Source organism: Streptomyces phyllanthi (genome assembly GCF_009377205.1).
GTDB lineage: Bacteria > Actinomycetota > Actinomycetes > Streptomycetales > Streptomycetaceae > Streptomyces > Streptomyces phyllanthi.
Genome location: NZ_VJZE01000196.1, coordinates 1 through 15,336 on the forward strand (window position 1 = coordinate 1; position 15,336 = coordinate 15,336).

The following is a 15,336-nucleotide window of genomic DNA, read 5'->3' on the forward strand; positions in this document are numbered from 1 at the left end:
GCTTCGCGCCGACCGCCCCGATCCGCCCGTCACCCACCACCGCCCTACCCGACGGCGCTTCGCGCCGACCGCCCCGATTCCGGCGAGCGTCCGACACCGTGCCAAGCTTGGCGGCATGCAGCCCTCCGCGTCGCCGTACGAAGAACGTCTTTCCGCGCCCCGCACCTGGTGGCTGATCTGCGCTCTGGTCGGCGTCGCCATGGCTCTCATCCTGCTCCCCTTCGGCACGCTTCCCCTGCTGGGCGGGCTCGTCGGCGGCACCGCGGCCGCGGCCGTCGTGGCCAGCTCGTACGGCTCGGTCCGCATCCGCGTGGTCGGCGGCGCCCTGATCGCCGGCGAGGCGAAGATCCCGGTTGCCGCGCTGGGCGACGCGGAGGTCCTGGACCCGGAGGAGGCCCGCGCCTGGCGTTCCCACAAGGCCGACCCGCGCGCCTTCATGCTTCTGCGCGCTTACATCCCCACCGCCGTCCGTATCCCGGTCACCGACCCGGACGACCCGACGCCCTACCTGTACCTGTCGACCCGCGAGCCCCGGAGCCTGGTCACGGCCCTGGAGACGGCCCGCGCGACGGCGTAGGGCGCGGGGCACGGCTCACTCCGGCTCGCTCTGGACGGGCAGGCTCATACGCGGGCGGAGCCTCGGCACCATCGCCCGTAGGCGAGACGGCGCTCCCGGCTAGGAAGCGGGCACGGCCGTCCCCCGGGCACCCACCCCGCCGACGAACGCCCTCGGCCGGAGAACCCCCGTCGTCAGCTGCCGAGTTCCTTCGGGAGCTCACCGACCGCCAGGGGGTCGGCCGGTTTCTCCAGGGGCGGCAGGGCGGGCAGCGCGTCCCACGGGATCTGGATCTTCCGCAGGTCCTTGCGGATGCGCTCGGCGAGGTGCTTGGTGTCGCGGCGGTTCATGATCGCTCCTACCGCCGCCCCCACCATGAACGGCATCAGGTTGGGCAGGTTGCGCACCATGCGCTTCATGATCTGCTGGCGCAGCTCCCGCTTCATCTGGCTGCCCAGCGCGGCGTTGATCGTCGCCGGTTTGGCCACGTCGATACCGCGCTCGCCCGACCAGGAGTTCAGGTAGGCGGTACTGCGCTGCATCAGGTTCCCCGGCGGCCGCACGCCGTAGACCTCGTGCAGCTCGGCGATCAGCTTCAGCTCGATCGCGGCGACTCCGGTGATCTCCGCGGCCAGCTCCGCGGGCATGGCTGGCGGCACCGGCAGCATGGCGGCGGCACCGATCCCGGCGCCCACGGTCGACGAGGCGCCTGCCGCGCCCGCGACGAGCTTGTCCGCGATCTGCTCGGGCCCCAGGCCGGGGAACTGTCTGCGCAGGGTCCCGAGATCCCGTACGGGAATCCGTGGGGCGATGTCGATGATCCGGTCGGCGAGATAGGTCAGGCCGGCCCGGGCCCGGATGCCGCCCTGACGGGCGCCCGCCTTGAGGCCTGCCTTCAGCCCCTGCACGACGACCGCCGAGCGGCGCCCGGCGACCGGCGCCGGGACGTCCACCGGGACCGGAAGGCCGGGCTGCGCGTCCGTGGTGCGCGCGTCCTGGGCGCCCCCCAACGCCGTACCAGACGCACGTTCGAGCGAGGCCTCTCCCTGTTCGGAGGAGCCCCGCTCGTCGTCACGCACACCGCGAGAGCCGTCGTACGGCTCTTCGTCCGCCCCCTTCCGGAAGCGGCGCTTCCAAGGTGGGGTCGAGCCAGTCACGGCCGACCCTGCCTCAGTCGCAGTCGCGGCAGATCGGCTGGCCGTTCTTCTCCCGGGCCAGCTGGCTGCGGTGGTGCACCAGGAAGCAGCTCATGCAGGTGAACTCGTCCTGCTGCTTCGGCAGCACCCGGACGGCCAGCTCCTCGTTCGAGAGGTCCGCGCCGGGCAGCTCCAGGCCCTCCGCGGCCTCGAACTCGTCGACGTCCACGGCGGACGTCGACTTGTCGTTCCGCCGAGCCTTGAGTTCTTCCAGGCTGTCCGAGTCGACGTCGTCGTCGGTCTTGCGTGGGGTGTCGTAATCCGTTGCCATGTCGCTCTCCCCCTCTGGGTGTCTGTGGTGTCTCAGCGCACGTAACGCGTGAGAGGCCGGTCTTGTGCCCGACCCGAGGCGGAGATTTTGCCTCACATCAAGGTCTGTTACTCAATCGACACCCAACCGGACCCCTCAAGAGTGATCGGCTTGGATGGCGAACGGGACCGTACACGGTCCAAAGGCCGCACTTCAAAGGCGTCTCACCGTGTACTTCCCGTGATCATGACCCCCGAAAACCCGGATAATCCCGGCTTTCCGGCAGACCCCATGATCACGGAGAGTATATGGCTGGAAATTCGCCTCTGTGATCGATCACACACGATCTTCACGGATGCGCGGAGGGAAAATTCAGCGCAAAGCGAACGTCGTCTGTGTCGGCGGGCATGGTCTCAGATCAACAGGGTTTCGCGCACATCCGGGACACCCGGAATCCGCCCTCCTCAGGTCGGCGGCAGCGAGACCCGCATCACCAGTCCACCCCCATCCCGCGGCCGGGCGGCGATGTGGCCGCCGTGCGCGCGGGCCACGGACCGGACGATCGACAGGCCAAGACCCACGCCCTTGTCGCTGCCCGTGCGCTCCGTCCGCAGCCGACGGAAGGGCTCGAACAGGTTGTCGATCTCGTACGCGGGTACCACCGGTCCGGTGTTTGACACCACCAGGACCGCCTGGCCGTGCTGCAGTTCCGTCGTGACCTCGACCCAGCCGTCCTCCGGCACGTTGTACCGCACGGCGTTCTGGAGGAGGTTCAGGGCGATCCGCTCCAGCAGGACGCCGTTGCCCTGGACGACCGCCGGGGCACGCTCGCCGCGGATCTCCACGCCCTTGGCGTCCGCCTCGCCGTGCACCTGGTCGATGGCCTGTGAGGCCACCTCCGCCAGGTCCACGGGCTTGCGCTCCACGATCTGGCTGTCACTGCGGGCGAGCAGGAGCAGACCCTCGACGAGCTGCTCGCTGCGCTCGTTGGTGGCCAGCAGTGTCTTGCCGAGCTGCTGCAGCTCCACGGGAGCGTTCGGATCGGACAGGTGCACCTCGAGGAGCGTGCGGTTGATCGCGAGCGGTGTCCTCAGCTCGTGGGAGGCGTTCCCCACGAACCGCTGCTGGGCCGTGAAGGCCCGCTGCAGCCGTTCCAGCATGTCGTCGAGGGTGTCCGCCAGCTCCTTCAGCTCGTCGTCCGGGCCGTCCAGCTCGATACGGCGGGACAGGTCCGAGCCCGCCACCGCGCGCGCGGTCCTGGTGATCCGGCCGAGCGGCGTGAGCACCCGGCCCGCCATCGCGTAGCCGAAGGCGAACGCGATCACGGCGAGGCCCAGCAGGGCCAGCAGGGAGCGGCTGAGCAGCTCGTCGAGGGCATGCTGCTTCAGGGCCGCGTTGCACGCCTCGAGCGCGGCGTTGCGCTGGTCGTCGGTGGTCGCGCTGTTCAGCTGCGGGCAGGTGGGGCTGCGGATGGTGATGACGTCGGTGCCGGAGATCTCCAGCCGCTGGCTGCCCGCCGCGTGGATGGCCTGGGCGGCCAGCAGGTAGATGATCGACAGCAGCAGGATCCCGGCGATCAGGAACATGCCGCCGTACAGCAGGGTGAGCCTTATCCGGATCGTCGGGCGCAGCCAGGGGAACGGCAGCTCCGGCTTTCGCGGGTCCCAGGTGGGCTTGGGGGGCGCCTTGGGGGGTGCGGGTGTCGTGGCCATCGGGATCAGATCCGGTAACCGGAGCCGGGCACGGTGACGATGACCGGGGGTTCGCCGAGCTTGCGGCGCAGGGTCATCACGGTGACGCGCACGACGTTGGTGAAGGGGTCGGTGTTCTCGTCCCAGGCCTTCTCCAGAAGCTGTTCGGCGGAGACGACGGCGCCCTCGCTGCGCATCAGCACCTCGAGAACGGCGAACTCCTTGGGCGCGAGCTGGATCTCCTTGCCGTCGCGGAAGACCTCACGGCGGTTGGGGTCGAGCTTGATGCCCGCCCGCTCCAGGACGGGCGGCAGCGGCACGCTCGTCCGCCGGCCCAGGGCACGCACGCGTGCCGTGAGCTCGCTGAAGGCGAAGGGCTTGGGGAGATAGTCGTCGGCGCCTATCTCCAGGCCCTCCACACGGTCACTGACGTCGCCGGACGCGGTGAGCATCAGCACGCGCGTGGGCATGCCGAGCTCGACGATCTTGCGGCAGACGTCGTCACCGTGCACGAGGGGGAGGTCGCGGTCGAGGACGACCACGTCGTAGTCGTTGACGCCGATGCGTTCCAGCGCGGCCGCACCGTCGTACACGACGTCGACGGCCATGGCCTCCCGGCGCAGTCCGGTGGCCACCGCATCGGCGAGCAGCTGCTCGTCCTCGACGACGAGTACGCGCACGTCGATTGTCCTTCCTGTGTCCACCCGCGCGCGCTTCCTCGGCGCACGCGGGCAGGGGCTTCGTGGGTGTGTGACCTCCATCCTGCCTTTTTCGGCCATAAGTCGGCGGTAAGCCGGAGGAGTGACCGGGCGGGAGGGCGGCGAGTCCGGGGAAGCGAGAAATTCTCATCCGGTTGAGGTTTCCCCGGGAGCGGGCGAGGGGAGGACGGCTTTACACACCCCGCGATCACGCTCTGCTTGTGCCGCACAACCATGTGGTACATCACGATCCGCTTCCGCAGGGCGGGCGTGGGTGTCCGGCACCGTCGCCGCCCAGCACGGGCAGCGCTGGGCATCCACAGGAGACGTGATCGTTCCCTCCCGAACGGCACACCCCCGTGCCACCGACCCACGACCCAGGACGAGGGGGCGCAGCATGGACGCATTCACCGCAGGACTTCTGCAGCGCATAAGGGCGACCGAGTCCGACCTGACCAGGGCTCGCGAGACGGGCGACGACTTCCTCGTGGAGGTCGAGCAGGGCGAGCTCGACGACCTGCACCGCCTCGCCGCCGAACACGGTGTGGAGGTCATCGCGTCACGCGTCTGATCAGCTTGTGCGAGCGGGGCCCCGGCATCGATCCAGTGCCGGGGCCCCGCTTCATGCTGTCCGGGTTGTCAGCGGTCTGCCGTGGCGGCGGCCCCGGCGTCAGCCGCGCCGCTGTCGCCGGGCCGGCCGGCCCGCCTCAGTCGTGCCATGCCCCCAGCTCGTCGAGGCGGGCCTGGAGGGGCTCGAAGAGGCCGGGTGGAGCCGCGACGGTCAGGTCGGGTGAGAGGGGCTCTCCGGGGCGGCCACCGGTCAGGGCGCCCGCCTCCCGGGCGACGAGGTCGCCCGCCGCGTAGTCCCAGGGGTTGAGTCCGCGCTCGTAGTACCCGTCCAGGCGGCCCACCGCCACGTCGCACAGGTCGATCGCGGCGGAGCCTCCGCGCCGGATGTCGCGCACTTGGGGGATCAGCTCGCGGACCACGTCGGCCTGCGTGGCCCGGCGGTGGGGCAGGTAGCCGAAGCCCGTGCCCACCAGGGCCAGCTCCAGGGCGGGCGCGGGCCGTACGCGCGCGGGGCGGTCGTTCACGTACGCCCCCTCCCCCAGGACCGCCCGGTAGGTCTCGCCGCGCAGGGGGGCGTACACCACCCCGACGACCGTCTCGCCGTCCACCCGGGCCGCTATGGACACCGCCCAGCTGGGCAGGCCGTAGAGGTAGTTGACGGTTCCGTCGAGGGGGTCGATCACCCACTCGACGCCGCTGTTGCCCTCGACGCTGGCGCCCTCCTCGCCGAGCACGCCGTCGTCCGGCCTGCGGTCGGCCAGCAGGCCGGTGATCAGCTTCTCGGAGGCGATGTCCATCTCGGTGACGACATCGACGGCGCTGGACTTGGTGGCGGCCACTCCGAGGTCGTCGGGGCGGCTGTCGCGCAGGAAGGCGCCCGCGCGGGTGGCGGCCTCGAGCGCGATCTCCAGGAGCTCGGTCCCAAGGCGGTCCCGCTGCTCTGACTGGTCGGTCACGGTGCTCCTCACACGTATGGGCTGTCGGCGCCCGCGGCGGCGGGCTGCGGGGCGCGGGCCGGGCAGCAGCCCACGGGGCAGAGGTCGTGGCTGGGACCGAGCGCTCCGAGGGCGCAGGGAGCCACGTCCTGGCCGCGCTCGGTCGCGGCACGCTCCACGACCAGCTCCCGGATCGCGGCGGCGAACCTGGGGTCCGCGCCCACGGTGGCCGAGCGGCGCACGGGCAGGCCCAGCTCCTCGGCCTTGGCCCTGGCCTCCGTGTCGAGGTCGTAGAGGACCTCCATGTGGTCCGAGACGAACCCGATGGGCGCCATCACGACGGCCGGCACCCCGGCGCCGTGCAGCTCCTCCAGGTGGTCGCAGATGTCCGGTTCCAGCCACGGGATGTGGGGCGCGCCGGAGCGCGACTGGTAGACGAGCCGCCAGGGGCGGTCGGCACCGGTGCGCTCACGCACGGCCTCGGCGATCAGCCGGGCGGCGTCCAGGTGCTGCTTCACGTACGCGCCGCCGTCCCCGTGGTCCTCGACCGGTCCGGAGGTGTCCGCGGCCGCGGTCGGGATGGAGTGCGTCGTGAAGGCGATGTGGGCCCCGTCCCGTATGTCCTCGGGGAGGTCGGCGAGGGACTCCAGGAGGCCGTCGATCATGGGCTCCAGGAAGCCGGGGTGGTTGAAGTAGTGCCGCAGCTTGTCGACCCTCGGCAGCTCCAGGCCCTCGGCCTCCAGCGTGGCGAGCGCCTCGGCCAGGTTCTCGCGGTACTGGCGGCAGCCCGAGTACGAGGCGTACGCGCTGGTGGCGAGGACGAGGACACGGCGGCGCCCGTCGGCGACCATCTCGCGCAGGGTGTCCGTCAGATACGGCGCCCAGTTGCGGTTGCCCCAGTAGACCGGCAGGTCCAGGCCGTGCTCGGCGAAGTCCTTGCGGAGGGCGTCGAGCAGCGCTCTGTTCTGGTCGTTGATGGGGCTGACCCCGCCGAACAGGAAGTAGTGCTGCCCCACCTCCTTGAGGCGTTCCTTGGGGATGCCGCGTCCCCGTGTCACGTTCTCCAGGAAGGGGACCACGTCGTCCGGGCCCTCGGGGCCTCCGAACGAGAGGAGCAACAGGGCGTCGTACGGGCTGGCGTCGCGTGCGTCGGGCATGCCTACGATCCTGCCACCCACGACTGACGGCCGGGATCGCGGCCCGCGCCAGGGTGTGCGTCGGGTGTGCCTGACTTGTAAGCTGCGTTGATTTTGTTCACGCCTTACCGGATCGTCGTCACATCCTCGCTCGCGTCCTACCGGATCATCTCGGACGCGTACCGCCCCTTCGGCAGACACCGGAGCCCCCTGTGCCCAGCCCCTACCGCGCCCTGTTCGCCGCCCCCGGCTCCAGGGCCTTCACCGCCGCGGGGCTCATCGGCCGGATGCCGCTGTCGATGACGGGCGTCGGTGTGGTGACGATGGTCTCGCAGCTCACCGGCCGGTACGGGCTCGCGGGCGCACTGACGGCGACCGTCGCGCTGTCCGCCGCCGTGGCCGGGCCGCAGGTCTCGCGCCTGGTGGACCAGTACGGGCAGCGGCGGGTGCTGCGCCCGGCGGCGCTGTTCACTCTGGTCGCGGCGTCCGGGCTGCTGCTCGCCGCGCACCACGGGTGGCCGGACTGGGTGCTGTTCGTCTGCTCGGCGTGCGTCGGCTGCACGCCCAGTGCCGGCGCCATGACCCGCGCGCGCTGGGCGGCGCTCTACAGGGGCACCCCGCGGCTGCACACCGCGTACTCCTTCGAGTCCGTGGTCGACGAGGTCTGCTTCGTCTTGGGGCCGATCATCTCCATCGGCCTGTCCACGGCGTGGTTCCCGGAGGCCGGGCTGCTCCTCGCCGCCGCCTTCCTCGCTGTCGGCGTCTTCTGGCTGACGGCCCAGCGCGCCACCGAGCCCGCACCGCACCCGCGCGAGCGGCACGGCGGCGGGCGCTCGGCGCTGCGCTCGCCCGGGCTGCGGGTCCTGGTGCTCGCCTTCGCGGCGACCGGGGCGATCTTCGGGGCCGTGGACGTGGTCACCGTTGCCTTCGCCGACGAGCAGGGCCACAAGGGAGCCGCGAGCGTCGTCCTGGCCCTGTACGCGGCGGGATCCTGCGTCGCCGGGATCGTCTTCGGACTGATGCGCTTCACGGGGGCCGCGGAACGCCGGTGGCTGCTGGGCGTATGCGGCATGGCCGTGAGTATGATCCCCCTCCTACTGGTCGGAAACTTGCCGTTTCTGGCCGTGGCGCTCTTCGTTGCGGGCCTGTCCATCGCACCCACGATGATCACGACCATGTCCCTGATCGAAGAGCACGTACCACGCGCGCATCTGACCGAGGGCATGACCTGGGTGAGCACGGGGCTGGCGGTCGGGATCGCGCTCGGCTCCTCCGTGTCCGGCTGGGTGATCGACGCCGTCGGCGCGGAGGCCGGGTACGGGGTTCCGGTGGTGTCCGGGGCCGTCGCGGTCGCGGTCGGTTTCCTCGGGTACCGCCGGCTGCGCAGGCCGGCTGCGCAGCGGGGAGGAACCCATGAGCGGCACAGCGAGCGGGACGATGAGCACGAGCGGCGGAACGTGGCGTAACTGGGCCGGGAACGTCGTCTCCCGGCCCGTGCGGGAGGTCACGCCCGCGTCCGTGGAGGAGTTGTCCGCGGCCGTACGGCAGGCCGCCGAGGACGGCCTCAGGGTGAAGGCCGTCGGCTCCGGGCACTCGTTCACGGCGGCCGCCGCGACCGACGGCGTCCTGATCCGGCCTCAACTGCTGGCAGGTATCCGCAAGATCGACCGCGACGCCATGACGGTCACCGTCGAGGCAGGCACCCCGCTCAAGCGGCTCAACATGGCTCTCGCGCGCGAGGGCCTGTCGCTCACGAACATGGGCGACATCATGGAACAGACGGTGTCGGGCGCGGCCAGCACCGGCACCCATGGCACCGGCCGCGAGTCGGGCTCGATCGCCGCCCAGATCAAGGGCCTTGAGCTGGTCACGGCCGACGGCTCGGTCCTCACGTGCTCCGAGAAGGAGAATCCCGACGTCTTCGCGTCGGCCCGCATCGGCATCGGGGCCCTGGGAATCGTCACCGCGATCACGTTCGCCGTGGAGCCGATCTTCCTGCTGTCGGCCCGCGAGGAGCCGACGCCCTTCGACAAGGTCCTCGCCGACTTCGACGAACTCTGGGCCGAGAACGAGCACTTCGAGTTCTACTGGTTCCCGCACACCGGCAACACCAACACCAAGCGCAACAACCGCAGCGCGGGTCCCGAGAAGCCGGTCGGACAGCTCAGCGGCTGGATCGAGGACGAGTTCCTCTCCAACGGCGTCTTCCAGGTGGCCAACTGGGTGGGCCGCGCCGTTCCCGGCACGATCCCCACGATCGCCCAGATCTCGAGCCGCGCCCTGTCCGCGCGCACCTACACCGATATTCCTTACAAGGTCTTCACCTCTCCGCGCCGGGTGCGCTTCGTGGAGATGGAGTACGCCGTGCCGCGCGAGGCCCTGGTGGAGACGCTGCGCGAGCTGAAGGCCATGGTCGACCGCTCACCCCTGCGTGTCAGCTTCCCCGTCGAGGTCCGCACCTGCCCGGCCGACGACATCACGCTGTCCACGGCGTCGGGCCGGGACAGCGCGTACGTCGCCGTCCACATGTTCAAGGGCACGCCCTACCAGGCGTACTTCACGGCGGCGGAGCGGATCTTCACGGCGCACGAGGGGCGTCCGCACTGGGGCAAGGTGCACACGCGGGACGCCGACTACTTCTCCAAGGTCTATCCGCGCTTCGGTGAGTTCACCGCCCTGCGGGACCGGCTCGATCCGGACCGGCGGTTCCAGAACGACTACTTGCGGAGGGTGTTGGGCTCCTAGCTCCCGGGTGACGATGTGACGCACGCCGCGCCCGGAGGTCACGAATACGGCGCTTCGGGCGGCCGACTCCCACCCCTTGTGAGAAGTTGAGCGGCGTGCCGATCCACGCAAGTGGCCCGAATGGAGTACTGTTGCGAGCCCTGGGACCGGACTCCCGCCAGGGTGTTCGGGGCCTTCAAGGACCGCCTGGAGGGGGATCGTTGCACAGGGTGATGAGTTTCGTCACTTAGCGTTGCGAATAGGTAACCGTGCCATAACGGCGGCCCAGGGCCCACGCCCGACACGCCGGGCAACTCGGCAAGGTTGTGGCAGGCTGCACCCGGGCAGGCCACACTCGACTAGCGGAAGCAGCGACGCACGTGACGTCGGCAGGCACCACCCGGGAGGTCCCCATGCCCGAACTGCGTGTCGTGGCCGTCTCAAATGACGGCACACGGCTGGTGCTGAAGGCTGCCGACGCAACGGAGTACACACTCCCGATCGACGAACGGCTGCGCGCCGCCGTGCGCGGCGACCGCCCCCGCCTCGGCCAGATCGAGATCGAGGTGGAGAGCCATCTCCGCCCGCGTGACATCCAGGCGCGTATACGCGCCGGTGCGTCCGCCGAGGAGGTCGCGCAGCTCGCCGGCATCCCTGTCGACCGGGTACGCCGCTTCGAGGGTCCCGTGCTGGCCGAGCGCGCCTTCATGGCCGAGCGGGCCCGGAAGACCCCGGTCCGCCGTCCCGGCGAGAACGCGGCGGGTCCCCAGCTCGGCGAGGCCGTCCAGGAGCGACTGCTGCTGCGCGGCGCCGAGAAGGACACCGTCCAGTGGGACTCCTGGCGCCGCGACGACGGCACCTGGGAGGTGCTGCTGGTCTACCGGGTCGCGGGTGAGCCGCACTCGGCGAGCTGGACGTACGACCCGCCGCGGCGGCTCGTCCAGGCCGTCGACGACGAGGCCCGCTCGCTGATCGGCGAGTCCGACGACCTCGGGGCGGCCGAGCCGAGCTTCCCGTTCGTGCCACGGATCGCCCGGCTGCCGCGCGACCGCCCCCTGGACCGCCAGGCGGAACGTCCCGTCCTGCCCCCCTCGCCGTCCGACGACACCGAGGAGAGCGCGGACGAGCGCGACTCGCTCACCAGCATCCTGGAGGCCGTGCCCAGCTACCGGGGTGACCTGGTGGTGCCCGAGCGGGTCACCGAGGTGCAGGAGGAGCCCGCGCCGGAGCCCGAGGCGGAGGAGCCCCCGGCTCCCGCGGCCTCGGCCGGTTCCGCGTACGCGGACGTGTTGATGCCGCGTGCGGTCGCCAGCCATCGCGAGCGTCTCGTCGGCGCCACCGACCGCCAGGCCGAGGCGGACGGCGTCCGTCCCGGCCGCCGCGCGGCGGTGCCGAGCTGGGACGAGATCGTGTTCGGTACACGGCGGAAGAAGCAGGACTAGTCAGTCACAGGTACGTGTGTGGGGCCCGCATCGTTCAGATGCGGGCCCCGACGTCGTGCTGTCCAGGTCATGCGGCCAACGTCATGCGGCCAACGTCATGCCGACACGGGCCCGTCACACGGGCGTCGGCCGGGAGCCCGTGGGCGTCACCGGGGATCCGGGCCCGTCGCCACCGGGCGGCTGCCGTCGCGGCTCCACTCCGACCACGAGCCGACGTACAGGGCGGCGGGGATGCCCGCGACAGCCAGGGCGAGGACCTCGTGGGCCCCCGAGACGCCCGAGCCGCAGTAGACGCCGACCTCCGCTCCTCCGGTCGCGCCCAGGGCCGCGAAGCGGTCGGCGAGGTCGGCGGCGGGCAGGAAGCGACCGGATTCGGCCACGTTCTCGGTGGTGGGTGCCGAGACCGCGCCCGGGATGTGTCCGGCGACCGGGTCGATGGGCTCGACGTCACCGCGGTACCGCTCGGCCGCCCGTGCGTCCAGGAGCAGCCCGCTGCGGGCGAGCGCTGCGGAACCGTCGGCGTCCAGCAGCGGCAGGGCGCCCGGGACCGGCTTGAAGGTCCCCGGAGCCGGCTCGGGGATCTCTGCCGTCAGAGGGCCTTCCCAGGCTGCGAGACCGCCGTCCAGGACGCGCACCGAGGGGTGCCCCGTGAAGCGCAGCATCCACCACGCGCGCGCGGCGGCCCAGCCGAGCCCCCCGTCGTACACCACGACGTGCCGGTCCGCCGAGACCCCGGCCGCCCGCATCGCCGCGCCGAAGGCCTCCGTGTCCGGCAGCGGATGCCGGCCGCCCACTCCCGGGGGACCCGCGAGTTCGGCATCAAGATCGACGAAGACGGCCCCCGGGACATGCGCCTTCTCGTACTCGGGTCGCAGGTTCGGACCGCCCAGCTGCCAGCGGACGTCCAGGACGGCCGGCGGGGTCGGGCCCGCGAGCTCACTCGCGAGTTCGGACGCGGAGATGATGGCGTTCATGGCCCCCATCCTTGCGCACGGGGTGGCCCTGTCGCCCAGGTCCGGCTACTGTGCTCCGCCGGACGGATCCGATCACGAGGCGTACGGGATCGGGCACATGCTGTACATCCGAAGGGCATCGCGCGGTGAAGGCGCACAACCGGACAGGCAGTTGTGATTCGGCCGTCCCGCGCAGGGGTTCCACCGGGCGGCGGCGCGGCTGGGGCGTGCGCGCTTCGGACGGTGCGAGCATCGACACGGAACGCGCACGCCTGTGAACGCGTTACGCACATACGGGGAACGGAAGTGACGCGGCCGCCAGATGGACCGCGAGGGGCCGAGGAGAGAGTGACGATGACCGAGGGACGGGGTTCGGCCGGCCTGAACGGTGAGGCGCACCCGCCCGGCACACCGTGCTGGGTGAGTCTCATGGTGCACGGACTGGCGGCCACTCAGGACTTCTACGGAGCGCTGTTCGGCTGGGAGTTCCAACCGGGACCGCAGCAACTGGGCCCGTACGTACGGGCTCTGCTCGGCGGTCACGAGGTGGCGGGGATCGGTCAGCTGCCGCCCGACCGTCATCTGCCCGTCGCGTGGACGCCGTATTTCTCCTCGGACGACGTGGATCTGACGGCCGAGACGGTGCGGCACTGCGGCGGTACGGTCGGGGTGGGGCCTCTGGACGCCGCCGACGCGGGCCGTCTGGCCATCGCCTCGGACCCCTCGGGCGCCGTCTTCGGCATCTGGCAGGCGGCGGCCCACCTCGGCACCGCCATCAGCGGCGCCCCCGGAACGCCCTCGTGGAACGAACTGCGCACCCGGGACTCGGCCGTGGTCGCCAAGTTCTACGAGACCGTCTTCGGCCACGAGGAGGAGCCGATCACCTCCGCGGGCGTCGACTACGTCACCCTCCAGGTCAAGGGCCATCCGGTCGCCGGCATCCACGGCGTCGGCACGGCCCTGCCCCGTGACCGGGGTTCCCACTGGCTGACGTCCTTCGAGGTCGCCGACACCGACGAGGCGATCATCCACGTCACCGATCTCGGCGGACACCTCCTCAAGCCCGCCCGGGACACTCCCCACGGCCGCGTGGCCACCGTCACGGACCCGGAGGGCGCGGTGTTCCGGCTGGTCCACACCGGCCGCTGAGCCGGAGCCCGTTCGAGGGCCACCGCTCCGCCGCCGTCACGGTGAGGCCGTCTCGATCGGCAGTACGTCCGGGGACAGCGCGCTCGCGCGGGCCGTGGCCGCCGTCATACGGCGACGGTGATGGCGGCGGCAGAGGACCTCGTAGCCGATGTCCTCAGGCTGGTTGACGTCGCCGACGACGACCTGGGCGCCCTCGACGACCATGTGGCCGCCTATGGTGCGGGCGTTGTGGGTGGCGCGGGCGCCGCACCAGCAGAGGGCCTCGACCTGGAGGACCTCCACCCGGTCGGCGAGCTCCACGAGGCGCTGGGAGCCGGGAAAGAGCTTGGAGCGGAAGTCCGTCGTGATCCCGAAGGCGAAGACGTCGACGCCCAGGTCGTCCACCACGCGGGCCAGCTGGTCGATCTGCTCGGGCGTGAGGAACTGGGCCTCGTCCGCGATCACGTAGTCCGCGCGGCGGCCCTGGGAGAGATGCTCGACGAGATGGGCGTACAGGTCCTGTCCGTCCGCGACCTCCACCGCGTTCGTGACGAGTCCGAGCCGCGACGACAGCTTGCCCTCGCCGGCGCGGTCGTCCCTGGTGAAGATCATGCCCTGGAGGCCGCGCGCCGAGCGATTGTGCTCGATCTGGAGGGCCAGCGTCGACTTCCCGCAGTCCATCGTTCCGGAGAAGAACACCAGCTCGGGCATGGGGAGGTGAGGACCTTTCGGGTCGGGTTCAGAGGAGGGGGAGGCTTCGGGCGCGGAGGGCTCACGACCGGCGCGGGCTTCCGGACTTCCCGGCCGATGCGCGCGCTTCCGGTTTCAGGCAGGTACGTCCGGATTCAGCCGCGTACCTCCAGGAGCGGCACCAGCTGTTCCGCCGGAGTCATCGAGCCGTGGTTGCCGACCATCGCCGACTCCTTCGGTTCCCGCTCGGAGGCGATGATCAGGACGTCGTCACGGGCCGCAGCGACCACGTCGCCGATGCGCGCGTACACGCGTTCGTCCACCGCGGGGCCGAACCACCCCGCGGCAATGGCCTCGTCACGCGACGCCACCCAGAACTGCTCGCCCAGCACCTCGCGCCAGCAGGTGAGGACGTCGGACTCGGCGCCCGGCACCGCGTACACATGGCGGGCGCGCCCCTCGCCGCCCAGGAGGGCGACCCCGGCGCGCAGTTCCCAGTCCTCGTCGAAGTCGATGCGGTGCCGCTCGTCGAACGGGATGTCGATCATGCCGTGGTCCGCGGTGACGTACAGGGCGGTACGCGGCGGGAGTTGCTCCGCGAGGCGCTGGACCAGTCGGTCGACGTACATCAACTGCCCGCGCCAGGCGTCCGAGTCGACGCCGTAGCGGTGGCCGTTGCCGTCCACCTCGGAGTAGTAGGTGTACACCAACGAGCGGTCCCCGGCGGCCAGTTGCTCGGCCGCCAGGTCCATGCGCTCCTCGCCGGAGAGGCGTCCGTGGAACGTCCCGCCGCTCAGCGCGACCTTGGTCAGCGGGGTGGTCTCGAAGGCGGGTGACGTGACCTGGGCGGTGTGCACGCCCGCGTCGGCGGCCAGCTGGAAGACCGTGGGATACGGCTGCCACACCCGCGGCTGGGTCCAGGGAATCCAGCGGAGCTGGTTCATCAGCTCGTCGGTCGCCGGGTTGCGCACCGTGTAGCCGGGCAGGCCGTGGGCGCCCGGCGGCAGGCCCGTGCCCACGGAGGCCAGGGACGTGGCGGTGGTGGCCGGGTATCCGGCGGTGATCGCGCGGCCGGTGCCGCCCCGCGACGAGGGGAGCAGCGAGGTCATGAAGGGGGCCTCGTCCGGGTGTTCCTTCAGCTGCTGCCAGCCCAGCCCGTCGATCAGGAACACGCAGTTGCGGTCTGCCGCGGTCAGCTCCGGTATGACGGCGGTCATGCCGGGGACCTCCATGCCCGCCGCGAGGGTGGGCAGCAGGTCGGAGAGCGAGCCGGTGCCGTACTGGGGCACGGGCGCGGAGCCGATGGCGAGCGGCTCCGGGTGGTCCCAGTGAGGAGCGGCCGGGGCGGGCACCGAGCGCTCCCCGTC

15 protein-coding genes are annotated in these 15,336 nt (G+C 71.3%); 6 read left to right on the forward strand and 9 right to left on the reverse strand.

The window, feature by feature from the left end; all coding sequences use genetic code 11:
• The first annotated feature begins 115 nt into the window (after window positions 1–115).
• Window positions 116–577 (forward strand): DUF3093 domain-containing protein, encoded by a 462-nt coding sequence (locus FNH04_RS25005; protein ID WP_152787905.1) that lies wholly within the window; start codon window positions 116–118, stop codon window positions 575–577.
• A gap of 173 nt (window positions 578–750) precedes the next feature.
• On the opposite strand, the gene FNH04_RS25010 is transcribed toward FNH04_RS25005, so the two are convergent.
• From FNH04_RS25010 to FNH04_RS25025, 4 genes are all read right to left on the reverse strand, one after another.
• Window positions 751–1,713 carry a hypothetical protein gene (locus FNH04_RS25010; protein WP_322723787.1) on the reverse strand — a complete coding sequence of 321 codons (963 nt, stop codon included), beginning with the start codon at window positions 1,711–1,713 and terminating at the stop codon, window positions 751–753.
• Window positions 1,714–1,726: 13 nt separating this feature from the next.
• Window positions 1,727–2,023: a DUF4193 domain-containing protein gene (locus FNH04_RS25015; protein WP_005481602.1), complete on the reverse strand. Its 297-nt coding sequence runs from the start codon at window positions 2,021–2,023 to the stop codon at window positions 1,727–1,729.
• A gap of 443 nt (window positions 2,024–2,466) precedes the next feature.
• The gene (locus FNH04_RS25020) at window positions 2,467–3,714 is read right to left on the reverse strand and encodes a sensor histidine kinase (RefSeq protein ID WP_152787907.1); all 1,248 of its coding nucleotides are present in this window, start codon (window positions 3,712–3,714) and stop codon (window positions 2,467–2,469) included.
• Window positions 3,715–3,719: 5 nt separating this feature from the next.
• A complete protein-coding gene (locus tag FNH04_RS25025; protein ID WP_181662400.1) occupies window positions 3,720–4,373 on the reverse strand; it encodes a response regulator transcription factor in 654 nt (217 codons plus the stop codon).
• 415 nt (window positions 4,374–4,788) lie between these two features.
• On the opposite strand from FNH04_RS25025, the gene FNH04_RS46675 reads away from it, so the two are divergent.
• Window positions 4,789–4,962 carry a hypothetical protein gene (locus tag FNH04_RS46675; protein ID WP_194236805.1) on the forward strand — a complete coding sequence of 58 codons (174 nt, stop codon included), beginning with the start codon at window positions 4,789–4,791 and terminating at the stop codon, window positions 4,960–4,962.
• A 136-nt stretch (window positions 4,963–5,098) separates the two neighbouring features.
• Here the strand turns inward: FNH04_RS46675 and FNH04_RS25030 are convergent, their stop codons facing one another.
• The gene (locus FNH04_RS25030; RefSeq protein WP_322723789.1) at window positions 5,099–5,917 is read right to left on the reverse strand and encodes an inositol monophosphatase family protein; all 819 of its coding nucleotides are present in this window, start codon (window positions 5,915–5,917) and stop codon (window positions 5,099–5,101) included.
• An 8-nt stretch (window positions 5,918–5,925) separates the two neighbouring features.
• Window positions 5,926–7,053, reverse strand: a complete 1,128-nt coding sequence (locus FNH04_RS25035) for a ferrochelatase (protein ID WP_152787910.1) — start codon at window positions 7,051–7,053, stop codon at window positions 5,926–5,928.
• A gap of 191 nt (window positions 7,054–7,244) precedes the next feature.
• Between FNH04_RS25035 and FNH04_RS25040 the strand changes: the two genes are divergently transcribed.
• From FNH04_RS25040 to sepH, 3 genes are all read left to right on the forward strand, one after another.
• Window positions 7,245–8,498, forward strand: a complete 1,254-nt coding sequence (locus tag FNH04_RS25040; protein ID WP_322723791.1) for an MFS transporter — start codon at window positions 7,245–7,247, stop codon at window positions 8,496–8,498.
• Window positions 8,446–9,777 carry a D-arabinono-1,4-lactone oxidase gene (locus tag FNH04_RS25045; RefSeq protein ID WP_152787912.1) on the forward strand — a complete coding sequence of 444 codons (1,332 nt, stop codon included), beginning with the start codon at window positions 8,446–8,448 and terminating at the stop codon, window positions 9,775–9,777. The genes FNH04_RS25040 and FNH04_RS25045 overlap by 53 nt, the downstream gene beginning before the upstream one ends.
• A gap of 392 nt (window positions 9,778–10,169) precedes the next feature.
• Window positions 10,170–11,198 carry a septation protein SepH gene (gene sepH / locus FNH04_RS25050; RefSeq protein ID WP_152787914.1) on the forward strand — a complete coding sequence of 343 codons (1,029 nt, stop codon included), beginning with the start codon at window positions 10,170–10,172 and terminating at the stop codon, window positions 11,196–11,198.
• A 146-nt stretch (window positions 11,199–11,344) separates the two neighbouring features.
• Here sepH and FNH04_RS25055 read toward each other — a convergent pair whose 3' ends face one another.
• The gene (locus FNH04_RS25055; protein WP_152787917.1) at window positions 11,345–12,172 is read right to left on the reverse strand and encodes a sulfurtransferase; all 828 of its coding nucleotides are present in this window, start codon (window positions 12,170–12,172) and stop codon (window positions 11,345–11,347) included.
• 333 nt (window positions 12,173–12,505) lie between these two features.
• Here FNH04_RS25055 and FNH04_RS25060 point away from each other — a divergent pair, with 333 nt between their 5' ends.
• A complete protein-coding gene (locus FNH04_RS25060) occupies window positions 12,506–13,300 on the forward strand; it encodes a VOC family protein (RefSeq protein WP_152787919.1) in 795 nt (264 codons plus the stop codon).
• 36 nt (window positions 13,301–13,336) lie between these two features.
• Here FNH04_RS25060 and FNH04_RS25065 read toward each other — a convergent pair whose 3' ends face one another.
• Both FNH04_RS25065 and FNH04_RS25070 read right to left on the reverse strand, forming a co-directional pair.
• Window positions 13,337–13,990, reverse strand: coding sequence for a thymidine kinase (locus FNH04_RS25065; RefSeq protein WP_152787921.1), 654 nt, complete (start codon window positions 13,988–13,990; stop codon window positions 13,337–13,339).
• Between the two features lie 134 nt (window positions 13,991–14,124).
• On the reverse strand, window positions 14,125–15,321 hold the full coding sequence (locus tag FNH04_RS25070) for an alkaline phosphatase family protein (protein WP_322723795.1): 1,197 nt from the start codon (window positions 15,319–15,321) through the stop codon (window positions 14,125–14,127).
• Between the last annotated feature and the right edge of the window lie 15 nt (window positions 15,322–15,336).